This window comes from Pseudomonas synxantha (assembly GCF_900105675.1).
In the GTDB taxonomy this organism is placed as follows: Bacteria; Pseudomonadota; Gammaproteobacteria; order Pseudomonadales; family Pseudomonadaceae; genus Aquipseudomonas; species Aquipseudomonas synxantha.
Window position 1 is genome coordinate 991,254 of sequence record NZ_LT629786.1, and the last position, 11,511, is coordinate 1,002,764.

Here is an 11,511-nt window from a genome sequence, read left to right on the forward strand (position 1 = left end):
TTCATGGGGTCTGCCCAGGCTTGCCGCGAATCAGCTCGCGCAAGACAAAGCGGTTGGGATGGCACGCCTGGGCGACAGGAGCGGGCAATGGCAGCGGTTCGTTATCCAGCCAGGCGGCCAACAGTTCTGCCGACAAGGGCGCGGTGATCAAACCGCGTGAGCCATGGCCGCTGTTGATGTACATGCCGTCCAGCCAGGGGCAGGGCATATCGGGCACTTGCCGGGCATCCCGGGCGAGTACGCCGTAGGCTTGGGCGAAGGCCGCTGCATCGGCCAGCGGGCCTACGATGGGCAGGTAGTCGGGGCTGGTGCAGCGAAATGCCGCACGGCCTTTCAAGGTTTCCAGCGGCAAGGCATCGGCTTGCAGGGCATGCAGCAGCGGTGGGGAGATTTCCCTCAGCAGGGCCAGGTTATCGGCATGTTCGGCCAGGGTGGGGGTCAAGTCGTCGCTGTTGAAAGCAAAACTGGCGCCCAGGGTATGTTCGCCCAGGCGTGCGGGGGCGACGTAGCCTTGGGCACAGACCACCGTGCTCAAGTGTTGGCTTTCAGTGGTTTGCGCCAAGCGGGTGATTTGCCCACGAATCCGCTTGAGGGGCAGGGCGGCACTGAAGGGGAAGCGTTTGACCTCGGCGGCCCCGGCGAGGACCACCACCGGTGCACTGGCGATCAGCGCCTCGGCGTCACGGGCCTGCCATTGGCCGTCGACCTGCTGCAAGGTCAGCGCTTCCTGATGAAGGCGCACCTCAATACCTGGATGGCGGGCCTGCCACTCGCACAACGCTGGCGGATGGACCCAGCCGCCCTCGGGGAAAAACAACCCGCCCTGGTCCAGCGCCACGCCAGCGAGGGCTTGGGCCTGGGCTGCATCCACCGGGTGCAGCAGGTCCGGGGCAAACGCCTGCGCCAGTTGTGCCTGGCGCTCGGCTTCCTTGGGGTTGAACGCCAGTTGCAGCACGCCGCAAGCGTCCCAATCCACACCGCGCTGCAACTGCTCGAGCAGCCTGCGGGTGTAGCCGAAGCCGCTCACAATCAACTGCGACAGTGTGGTGCCATGGGCCGACAGCTTGAGGTACAGCACCCCTTGCGGGTTGCCGGACGCCTCCTGGGCCAGCGCCGCATGCCGCTCCAGCAGGCACACCTGCCAGCCGCGTGCCGCCAGGCTGGCCGCGGTGGCACAACCGGCCAGCCCCGCGCCGATCACCAGGGCGCGGCGTTCTGCATAGTGGGTGGTTGGGCGGGCGAACCACGGTGGTGTAGCCGTGGGCCTGGGAATATCGGCTGGCCAGCCGACGAACTCACCGCGCAGGATTTCCCACTTGTGGCCGATGCCCGGCGTGCGCTTCATCTTGAAGCCCGCCGCGTTGATCAGGCGCCGCACCCAGCCAGTGCTGGTGAAAGTGCTGATGGTCGAGCCCGGCGCCGCCAGGCGCGCCAGTTCGGCAAACAGCTCGGCGGTCCACATATCGGGGTTTTTCGCCGGGGCAAAGCCGTCGAGGAACCATGCATCAATCTGTGCATCCAGTTGCGGCAGTTGTTCCAGGGCATCGCCGATCAACAGGGTCAGGGTCACGCGGCCTTGGCCCAGCACCAGGCGCTGGAAACCCTGGTGGATGGCGATGTATTGCGCCAAGAGTTGTTCGGCCAAGGGTTGCAGTTCAGGCCAGAGGGCCAGGGCACGTTGCAGGTCAGTGTGGCTGAGCGGGTATTTTTCCACGCTGACAAAGTGCAGCCGTGCGCCGGCCACCGCATGCTGCTCGAACAGTTGCCAGGCGCAGAGGAAATTCAAGCCGGTGCCGAAGCCTGTCTCGCCGATTACCAGTCGCCCGCCGGCAGGCAAGGCGGCGAAGCGCTCCTGCAGGCGGTTTTGCTCAAGGAACACATAACGGGTTTCTTCAAGGCCCGACTGGTCGGAGAAGTACACATCGTCGAACACCCGCGAGTGCGGGCGGCCTTGGTCATCCCAGTCGAGCTGGGCGTGGGTGATGGGGTTCATGGCGGCTCATAAAGGAAAGCGGGCAAAGACAAGGCGGCCATTCTAGCCGATCAACAGGGGTTGGATTGACCCAAGGCAATCCCGGGTGGAATTTCCTGCCACAGGCCGTTGCCCAATCCGCTAGTCTTGAGCCATCTTGAAACGGAGCTGCCCATGTTCGAATCCGCCGAAATCGGTCACGCCATCGACAAAGACACCTATGACGCCGAAGTGCCGGCCCTGCGCGAAGCCTTGCTGGAGGCGCAATACGAACTGCAGCAGCAGAAGCGCTTCCCGGTGATCGTTTTGATCAACGGCATCGAGGGCGCCGGCAAGGGCGAGACCGTCAAGCTGCTCAATGAGTGGATGGACCCGCGCCTGATCGAAGTGCGTACCTTCGACCAGCAGACCGACGAGGAACTGGCGCGCCCACCGGCCTGGCGCTACTGGCGGCAACTGCCGGCCAAGGGCCGCATGGGTATCTTTTTCGGCAATTGGTACAGCCAGATGCTGCAAGGCCGGGTCCATGGCCAGATCAAGGACGCCCGTCTCGACCAGGCCATTGCCGGTGCCGAGCGCCTGGAAAAAATGCTCTGTGACGAAGGCGCGCTGATTTTCAAGTTCTGGTTCCATCTGTCCAAGAAGCAGATGAAAGCACGCCTCAAGGCCCTGGCAGACGACCCGTTGCATAGCTGGCGCATCAGCCCGCTGGACTGGCAACAGTCCAAGACCTACGACAAGTTCGTGCATTTCGGTGAGCGCGTGCTGCGTCGCACCAGCCGGGATTACGCACCCTGGCATGTGATTGAAGGGGTGGACAGCAATTACCGCAGCCTTACCGTGGGCAAGATCCTGCTCGAAGGCCTGCAAAATGCCTTGAAAATGCCCAAGGGCAGGGCCAGCGGCATGAACCCGGCGCCGCTGCCGTCGGCCGTGGACCAGGTAAGCCTGCTCAACAGCCTCGACATGACCCTGCGCCTGGACAAGGACGACTATGAAGAGCAACTGATCACCGAGCAGGCGCGCTTATCCGGCCTGATGCGCGACAAGCGCATGCGCAAGCACGCGTTGGTGACGGTGTTCGAGGGCAACGACGCGGCGGGCAAGGGCGGCGCGATCCGTCGTGTCGCCGCGGCCCTGGACCCACGCCAGTACCATATCGTGCCAATTGCCGCGCCCAGCGAAGACGAACGCGCCCAGCCCTACCTGTGGCGGTTCTGGCAGAAGATCCCGGCACGCGGCATGTTCACCGTGTTCGACCGTTCCTGGTATGGCCGTGTGCTTGTGGAGCGCGTCGAGGACTTCTGCACCCCGACGGACTGGATGCGCGCCTATGGGGAGATCAATGATTTCGAGGAGCAGTTGCGCGATGCTGGCGTGATCGTGGTCAAGTTCTGGCTGGCCATTGATAAGCAAACGCAGCTGGAACGTTTTCAGGCCCGTGAAGAGATCCCGTTCAAGCGCTTCAAGATCACCGAGGACGACTGGCGCAATCGCGACAAGTGGGACGACTACCGTGCAGCCGTGGGCGACATGGTTGATCGCACCAGCACCGAGGTGGCGCCCTGGACCCTGGTGGAAGCCAATGACAAGCGCTGGGCGCGGGTCAAGGTGCTGCGCACCATCAATCGTGCGTTGGAAGACGCATTCGATAAAACCGACAAGCACGACAAAAAGAAAAAGAAATAGCGCGGATCAAACATTGGTCCAAATGTGGGAGGGGCGGTGCGACGATTCGACTTGCTCCCGATAGCAGGCTGTCAGTACCTGCATTTGCAACTGACCCACCGCTATCGGGGGCAAGCCCCCTCCCACATTGGATCGCCACACATCAGGTAGGCCGTGTGTTGGCCCCATGCTTTTGCATTTACGCAGTGAATGATCATCGCAGCCGGCCGGGCCTGGCTCTATCCTCGATCCACAACCACAAGATCGAGGTAAGCCCATGCGTGAAGTAGTGATCGTCGACAGCGTGCGAACCGGCCTGGCCAAGTCCTTTCGTGGCAAGTTCAACCAGACCCGTCCCGATGACATGGCAGCCCATTGCGTCAATGCGCTGCTGGTCCGCAATGGCATCGATCCGGCCATGGTGGAGGATTGCATTGTCGGCGCCGGCTCCAACGAAGGCGCCCAGGGCTATAACATCGGGCGTAATGTGGCGGTGCTCTCTCAACTGGGTACCGGCACGGCGGGCATGACCCTCAACCGTTTCTGTTCGTCGGGCTTGCAGGCGATTGCCATCGCCGCCAACCAGATTGCCTCGGGCTGCAGCGACATCATTGTCGCTGGCGGTGTGGAGTCCATCAGCCTGACCATGAAGAGCGTCAACACCGACAACCTGATCAACCCACTGCTCAAAGAGCAGGTGCCGGGCATCTACTTCCCCATGGGGCAGACCGCCGAAATCGTCGCCCGTCGCTATCAGGTCAGCCGCCAGGAGCAGGACATCTACGCCCTGCAGAGCCAGCAGCGCACTGCCCAGGCCCAGGCCGATGGCTTGTTCAATGATGAAATCGTGCCGATGGCGGTCAAGTACAAGGTCGAGGACAAGCACAGCGGTGAAGTGCAGATCCTCGACGGCGTGGTGGACCGCGACGACTGCAACCGCCCGGACACTACACTGGAAAGTCTCAGCGGTTTGAAGCCGGTATTTGCCGAAGATGGCTCGGTGACGGCGGGCAATTCCTCGCAGCTCTCCGACGGGGCCTCGATGACCCTGGTGATGAGCCTGGAAAAAGCCCTGGCGTTGGGGCTCAAACCCAAGGCGTTTTTTCGTGGCTTTACCGTCGCCGGTTGCGAACCGGATGAGATGGGCATTGGCCCGGTGTTCTCGGTGCCCAAGCTGCTCAAGGCCAAGGGCTTGCAGGTGGCAGATATCGACCTGTGGGAGCTCAATGAAGCCTTTGCTTCACAGTGCCTTTATGCACGCAACCGCCTGGAAATCGATAACGCCAGGTACAACGTCAATGGTGGCTCGATCTCCATTGGCCACCCGTTCGGCATGACCGGGTCGCGGCAGGTGGGGCATCTGGTGCGCGAACTGCAACGACGTAATTTGCGCTATGGGATTGTCACCATGTGCGTGGGCGGGGGTATGGGCGCTACCGGGCTCTTCGAAGCCGTACGCTGATCAAAATGTGGGAGGGGGCTTGCCCGCGAAGACGTCGACCCAGCAAACATTGATGTTGGCTGACCCACCGCTATAGGGAGCCAGCCCCTCCCACAGTTGGCCATCCGCGTATCCGAATCTGGTCACTTACCCCTAGAATGGCGGCTCCTCCACCTCTGGCTTTTTTTGGGGCACTCATGCACATCTCTTCCGGCCGCTGGGTCTACGGTTTCTTGCTGACTCTGCTGACCGCCTTTCTGTGGGGCATTCTTCCGATCAAGCTCAAGCAGGTCCTGCAGGTCATGGACCCGATCACCGTCACCTGGTTTCGTCTCACAGTGGCCGGCACTTGCTTGTTTGTGTACCTCGCCGTCGCCAAGCGCCTGCCCAGCCGCAAGGTGCTCGGCCCCAAGGGCGGTTGGCTGGTGGCCATGGCCGTGTGCGGGCTGGTGGGTAACTACGTGCTGTATCTGGTTGGCCTGAAGATGCTCAGCCCCGGCACCGCTCAACTAGTGGTGCAGATGGGCCCGATCTTCCTGATGATCGCCAGCGTGTTTGTCTTCAAGGAGCGTTTCAGCCTGGGGCAGGTCCTCGGCCTGGTGGTGCTGATTATCGGCTTCGGCCTGTTTTTCAATCAGCGCCTCGTGGAGTTGCTGACGTCCCTGGGCACCTATACCGCCGGGGTGCTGACCATCCTGCTGGCCACCTCGATCTGGGTGTTCTATGCCTTGGGCCAGAAGCAATTGTTGACGGTATGGAATTCCTTGCAGGTGATGATGGTGATCTACCTGTTCTGCGCGCTGCTGCTCACGCCGTGGGCGCACCCCTTGGAAGCGTTGCAGTTGAGCCCGCTGCAAGGCTGGTTGTTGCTGGCGTGCTGCATGAATACGCTGGTGGCGTATGGCGCGTTTGCCGAAGCGCTGGCCCACTGGGAGGCGTCGCGGGTGAGTGCAACCCTGGCGTTGACGCCGCTGGTGACCTTTGTCGCAGTGGCGCTGGCGGCGTGGCTGTGGCCGGATTATGTCCAGGCAGAAGAGATCAACGCCCTGGGCTACTTCGGCGCATTCGTGGTGGTCTTGGGGTCGGCTGCAGTCGCCCTGGCGCCGTCGCTGCTCGCCGGGCTCAAGGCCCGGCGGCTGCGTATGATGGTTTAGTTACCCAACATGTTTTCCGGGCGTACCCACTGGTCGAACTCGGCGTCGGTGAGGTAGCCCAGCTCCAGCGCGGCTTCGCGCAGTGTCAGCCCTTCGGCGTAGGCCTTCTTGGCGATCTCTGCCGACTTGTCGTAGCCGATATGCGGGTTGAGTGCGGTGACCAGCATCAGCCCGCGCTCCAGGTGTTCGGCCATTTTCTCGGCGTCGGGCTCAAGGCCTGCGATGCAGTGCTCCTGGAAGTTGTTGCAGCCGTCGGCCAGCAGGCGGATCGATTCAAGCAGGTTGTGAATGATCACCGGCTTGTACACATTCAACTGCAAGTGCCCTTGGCTGGCCGCCATGCCGATGGTCACGTCGTTGCCCAGCACCTGGCAGGCCAGCATGGACAGGGCTTCGCACTGGGTCGGGTTGACCTTGCCCGGCATGATCGAACTGCCGGGCTCATTGGCCGGCAACTTGACTTCGGCCAGGCCGGCCCGTGGGCCTGAACCCAGCAGGCGCAGGTCGTTGGCAATTTTCATCAACGCTACGGCCAGGGTTTTCAATGCGCCGTGCAAGGTCACCAACGGCTCATGGCCGGAGAGGGCGGCGAATTTGTTCGGCGCGGTCACGAAGGGCAAGCCCGACAACGCTGCCAGCTCGGAAGCAATCGCCTCGCCAAAGCCGTGGGGTGCATTGAGCCCGGTGCCCACCGCTGTGCCGCCTTGGGCCAGCTCGCACACGGCGGGCAGGGCGCTGCGGATCGCTCGCTCGGCGTAATCGAGCTGGGCGATAAACGCCGAGAGTTCCTGGCCGAAGGTGATCGGCGTGGCGTCCATCATGTGGGTGCGCCCGGTCTTGACCAGCTTCATATGCCGTGCAGCCAGCTCCGCCAGGCCACCGGACAAGGTCGCAATCGCCGGCAGCAACTGCTGATGCACCGCCTGCACTGCGGCAATGCTCATGGCAGTAGGGAAGCAGTCGTTGGAGCTCTGGGAGCGGTTGACGTGATCATTGGGATGCACCGGGCTCTTGCCGCCGCGGTTATTGCCGGCCAGTTCGTTGGCGCGACCGGCGATCACTTCATTGGCGTTCATGTTGCTCTGGGTGCCACTGCCGGTCTGCCAGACCACCAGAGGGAACTGGTCGTCATGTTGACCCTCGAGGATCTCGTCGGCGGCCTGTTCGATCAGCCGGGCGATATCGGCGGGCAGGTCGCCGTTGCGATCGTTGACCCGGGCGGCGGCCTTCTTGATCAGGGCCAGGGCATGCAATACCGCCAGCGGCATACGCTGCTCGCCAATCGCGAAGTTGACCAGCGAACGTTGGGTTTGCGCGCCCCAATACGCATCATCAGGGACCTGTACTTCTCCCAGGCTGTCGGTTTCGATACGGCTCATCGGGCACCCTCCTTATCCAGTCGTGATTGGTCAGTTTAGGCCCTGGCGGCCGCCATGGGTTCCCTAAACCCACATTTGTGTCATCGCGCCCCGCAAAACCAGGGCCTGCGTAGGGGTGGGGTTGAGCCCTGAGGTTTTTTAGGCGCAGAATGGTCGCCCTTGGGGTCTTACCTCGCCTGCTAGAAAAGGAAACTCGATGACTCGTCTTCGTGCCATCTGTACCGCGGTTGCTCTGGTTTGCGCCAGCGGCCAGGTTTTTGCCGATACCGCCAGCCACAACGCCAGTGCCGAAGCCTTCCTTACCCTGGCCCATGCTGACAAGCTGGGGACCCCGGTGTACATGCAAGTGCAGCAAATGTTCGCCCAGCGCTTCGAACAGACCAAGGCGCCTGCCGCCAAGCAGTCTGTACTGGACAGCTACCAGGCCAAGGCCAACGCCGCCCTGGACCAGGCTATCGGCTGGCCGAAGCTGAAACCGGACATGGTCAAGCTCTACACCACCAATTTCAGCGAGTCGGAGCTCAAGGACCTGGTAGCCTTCTACCAGTCGCCACTGGGCAAGAAAGTCCTGGAAAAAATGCCACAACTGACCCAGCAATCGGCCCAGATGACCCAGGCCAAGCTGGAAAGCGCGGTGCCGGTGGTGAACAAGCTGTTGGAAGACATGACCAACGAGCTGACGCCAAAAGCCGCCGCACCGGCCAAGAAGAAGTAAGCAGGAATGACCATGCAACAGCGTATCGAAACGGCGCTCGCCGCCCTGGAGCCGCAACACTTGAACGTGCTGGATGAAAGCCATATGCATAGTCGTGGGTTGCAGACCCACTTCAAGGCCGTACTGGTCAGCTCGCAGTTCGAGGGGCTCAACCGCGTCAAGCGCCACCAGAAGGTCTACGCCATCCTGGGTGACCTGATGAGCGAGTTTCATGCGTTGGCGCTGCATACCTATACGCCTGATGAATGGGCGAAAATCGACGCAGCCCCGGCCTCGCCGACCTGCGCCGGCGGGCATTGAGCGCAGCCTCGACCCGCGCTAGCGGGTCGGGGCGATGCCAGTACCTGGATACACAAAACATCCTCCAGCACCACCTTTCTCCACACCTCATCCCTAGGCTTTCAGGACTACTTATCCAGCAATAAGGTCTTGAGGTCATGTCTGCTTCCATCCATCGAAATACACCTATCTTGAAGGCCACGGATCCTCGCGGACTGGCTGTACGTACTGTTGAATATCACCGCCAGAGCGTGACCCAGACTCCGCAGGCACGGGTTACCCGCCAGGTTTTTGGGGCCAATGGTTTTTTGTCCAGTCAGTGGGACCCGCGGCAATGTGCGCGCGGAGCTGGTGGTGCGGCATCGCAATCGAACATTTTAAGTCTGTCGGGCGAGGCGGTTCGCACCGAGAGCGCCGATGCCGGCTGGCGCCTGATATTACGCGGCGAAGCGGGCCAGCCGCTGCACACCTGGGATTCGCGTCAAGCCCACCAGGAGCAACGCTACGACCGTCTGCTACGCCCGGTGGCAGTATTTGAACAGACTGCGAATGAGCCACGGCCGCGTTGTGTAGAGCGCCTGGCCTATGGGGCAGCCGAGGTGGCCGGCAACCGTTGTGGACGGCTGATTCGTCATGCGGACCCGGCCGGTGTTGTGTTGATGGATGAGTACGGGATCGGTGGGAACGTCATCAAGCAGACTCGACGGTTTCGCATGGACACTTCGGCAGTTGACTGGCCATCGAGCGATGACAATCAAGCTGAACAGCTGGAAACCAAAGCCCATACCACGACCTGGCGCTACGATGCCTTGGGGGCGCTGCTGGAGCAGATCGACGCCAGGGGCAATCGCCGGCACTGGCGCTATGGGCGACAAGGTTGGCTGCAGGAGGTTGCGCTGACCCTGCGTGAGGGCACACGCCAAGTGTTGATGAACCAGCGGGTGTACAACGCCAGCGGCTTGGTGGAGTCCGAGCGGCTGGGCAATGAAGTCACCAAGGTGGCGAAATACGCCGCTGAGGATAACCGTTTGCTGCAGTTGACGGTGTATCGCAAGGGCGAGGCCGCCCAGCCTTTACAGGACCTTGTGTACGAGTACGACCCGGTCGGTAATATCCTCAGCCTCAGCGACCAGGCCCAGCCGACTCAATGGCACAGCAATGCGCGCATTGATGCGGTCAGTCGTTACCGGTACGACAGTCTTTACCAGTTAACCCAGGCCAGCGGTCGGGAAAATGCTGCTGGCAGCAGTGGTCAGGCAGCCCCGGGGCGGGTGGCGTTTGGTGCAACCGACGACGGACTCTGGCGCAATTACACCCAGCATTATACCTACGACGAGCATGGCAACCTGACACGCCTGCGCCATGTGGCGAGCAGTGGCGCAGGGTATACCCGGGACATGAGTGTAGCGGTGGGCAGCAATCGCGCCTTGTCGGTCACTGACGGTGCGGCGCAACATTGGGCGACGATGTTTGATGCCAACGGTAACCAGCAAGCGCTGGGCGGCGGCCAACAGTTAGGCTGGAACGTGCGTAATCAACTCACCCATGCCACCCAGGTGCGGCGTGACCAGGGTGATCCTGATGTGGAAAGTTACCTCTACGACGGCCAGGGCCAGCGGGCTGCCAAGATCAGAAGCCAACGGGTCGCGGGTAAACCCCATAGACAATTGACGTGCTACCTGCCGGGTTTGCACCTGCATGTACAACCTGGCAAGCGTTTGAACGTGCTGGAGATTGATACGGGCGGTGGTCGTGTCACGGTGTTGCAATGGGAGCACGGTCGCCCCAGCGATATGAGCGCCGAGCAGTTGCAATTCAGCATCCTCGATCACCTCAGTAGCAGTTTACTGGAGCTGGACGAACACGCGCAGTTGCTGAGCCAGGAGCACTACTATCCTTATGGCATGACGGCGTGGTGGGCTACCAACGATACGCAGCGAGCCAACTATAAGGTTCGCCGCTACGCGGGTAAGGAGCGCGACGCGACAGGATTGTATTACTACGGATATCGGTATTACGCGCCGTGGCTGCAACGCTGGATCAGTCCGGATCCACAGGGTGACGTGGATGGCTTGAATCTGTATGTGATGGCGCTGGGCAATCCCTTGCGGTTCAGGGATGCCGATGGTGGGCAAACGTTGTTCGGCGAGCAATTCCAGCCAGGTCGAGGCGATATCCTTTTCGGCTTGGCGAATACTGTGCGTATCTATCGTAGCTTCTGGTCGAAGCTGACGGCACGTGGAGACATCATGGCCGCCTATGTCGGAATTGATGAAATAGGGCCGGCAACGGCGGCGCTGGTAGAAAGCGTCAGTGCGCACGTTCGGTACGGGCTCGGCAGGATCAGCGAGGCCAGGTACAGGCAAACGATCAGTGAGCAAGGCGTACAGGTCGCACGACAGTTCTATGGCGCTGTTGTGGCGAAGTATTCGGGCTGTACATCGACCACCGCCAACCGGGAGTTCGCGAAGAAATTTGTCAGTGATCTTGCTTCTGGCGACTATTCATTCGAGCGCACCCTTGAAGACTACATAGACGTGGACTTGATTGACTTCCAGCATAAGCTGGTCAGCCGCATCAGTAAGTCGTCATTGAAGACCCTGACGGCCCCTGAAAGCATGCGTCATGTGCATTTTGCTCTTGATGATCTGGACCTGAATCTGGTGATCGATAAGTCCCAGTCTTCTGCCACAGGTTCGGAACTGCGCTGGCTTTATCGGCATCGACAGCAACTGGCAGGCCGCGTGACGTTCTATCGGCGCCAACAGCGGGTCGATGCGCCTTGGGAGTCCAACTCGTCCGCGTGGCGCAGCTATAAACCCGCCAGTACCAGGGCTTCAAGGCGGGCGGTACGCTGATTGAACGAATCACCGTGGCGGTGCCTCAACGGCGTCGGCCACGGT

General features: G+C 61.4%; 8 protein-coding genes. 6 read left to right on the forward strand and 2 right to left on the reverse strand.

What is annotated here, in order from left to right; all coding sequences use genetic code 11:
• Window position 1 precedes the first annotated feature (1 nt).
• Complete coding sequence (mnmC, locus tag BLU48_RS04685; protein ID WP_057025487.1) at window positions 2-1,993, reverse strand: bifunctional tRNA (5-methylaminomethyl-2-thiouridine)(34)-methyltransferase MnmC2/FAD-dependent 5-carboxymethylaminomethyl-2-thiouridine(34) oxidoreductase MnmC1; 1,992 nt, start codon at window positions 1,991-1,993, stop codon at window positions 2-4.
• A 153-nt stretch (window positions 1,994-2,146) separates the two neighbouring features.
• Here mnmC and pap point away from each other — a divergent pair, with 153 nt between their 5' ends.
• The 3 genes from pap (at window position 2,147) to BLU48_RS04700 (ending at window position 6,235) form a co-directional block, all read left to right on the forward strand.
• The gene (gene pap / locus BLU48_RS04690; protein ID WP_057025486.1) at window positions 2,147-3,661 is read left to right on the forward strand and encodes a polyphosphate:AMP phosphotransferase; all 1,515 of its coding nucleotides are present in this window, start codon (window positions 2,147-2,149) and stop codon (window positions 3,659-3,661) included.
• 256 nt (window positions 3,662-3,917) lie between these two features.
• The gene (locus BLU48_RS04695; RefSeq protein WP_057025485.1) at window positions 3,918-5,102 is read left to right on the forward strand and encodes a thiolase family protein; all 1,185 of its coding nucleotides are present in this window, start codon (window positions 3,918-3,920) and stop codon (window positions 5,100-5,102) included.
• A 176-nt stretch (window positions 5,103-5,278) separates the two neighbouring features.
• On the forward strand, window positions 5,279-6,235 hold the full coding sequence (locus tag BLU48_RS04700) for a DMT family transporter (protein WP_057025484.1): 957 nt from the start codon (window positions 5,279-5,281) through the stop codon (window positions 6,233-6,235).
• Here the strand turns inward: BLU48_RS04700 and BLU48_RS04705 are convergent.
• Window positions 6,232-7,614, reverse strand: coding sequence for a class II fumarate hydratase (locus BLU48_RS04705; protein WP_057025483.1), 1,383 nt, complete (start codon window positions 7,612-7,614; stop codon window positions 6,232-6,234). The genes BLU48_RS04700 and BLU48_RS04705 overlap by 4 nt on opposite strands.
• 196 nt (window positions 7,615-7,810) lie before the next feature.
• On the opposite strand from BLU48_RS04705, the gene BLU48_RS04710 reads away from it, so the two are divergent.
• The 3 genes from BLU48_RS04710 (at window position 7,811) to BLU48_RS04720 (ending at window position 11,466) form a co-directional block, all read left to right on the forward strand.
• Complete coding sequence (locus tag BLU48_RS04710) at window positions 7,811-8,329, forward strand: DUF2059 domain-containing protein (protein WP_003236690.1); 519 nt, start codon at window positions 7,811-7,813, stop codon at window positions 8,327-8,329.
• A 6-nt stretch (window positions 8,330-8,335) separates the two neighbouring features.
• Window positions 8,336-8,629 (forward strand): BolA family protein, encoded by a 294-nt coding sequence (locus BLU48_RS04715; RefSeq protein WP_057025482.1) that lies wholly within the window; start codon window positions 8,336-8,338, stop codon window positions 8,627-8,629.
• Window positions 8,630-8,766: 137 nt separating this feature from the next.
• The gene (locus BLU48_RS04720; RefSeq protein ID WP_082636734.1) at window positions 8,767-11,466 is read left to right on the forward strand and encodes an RHS repeat-associated core domain-containing protein; all 2,700 of its coding nucleotides are present in this window, start codon (window positions 8,767-8,769) and stop codon (window positions 11,464-11,466) included.
• The last annotated feature ends 45 nt before the right edge of the window (window positions 11,467-11,511 follow it).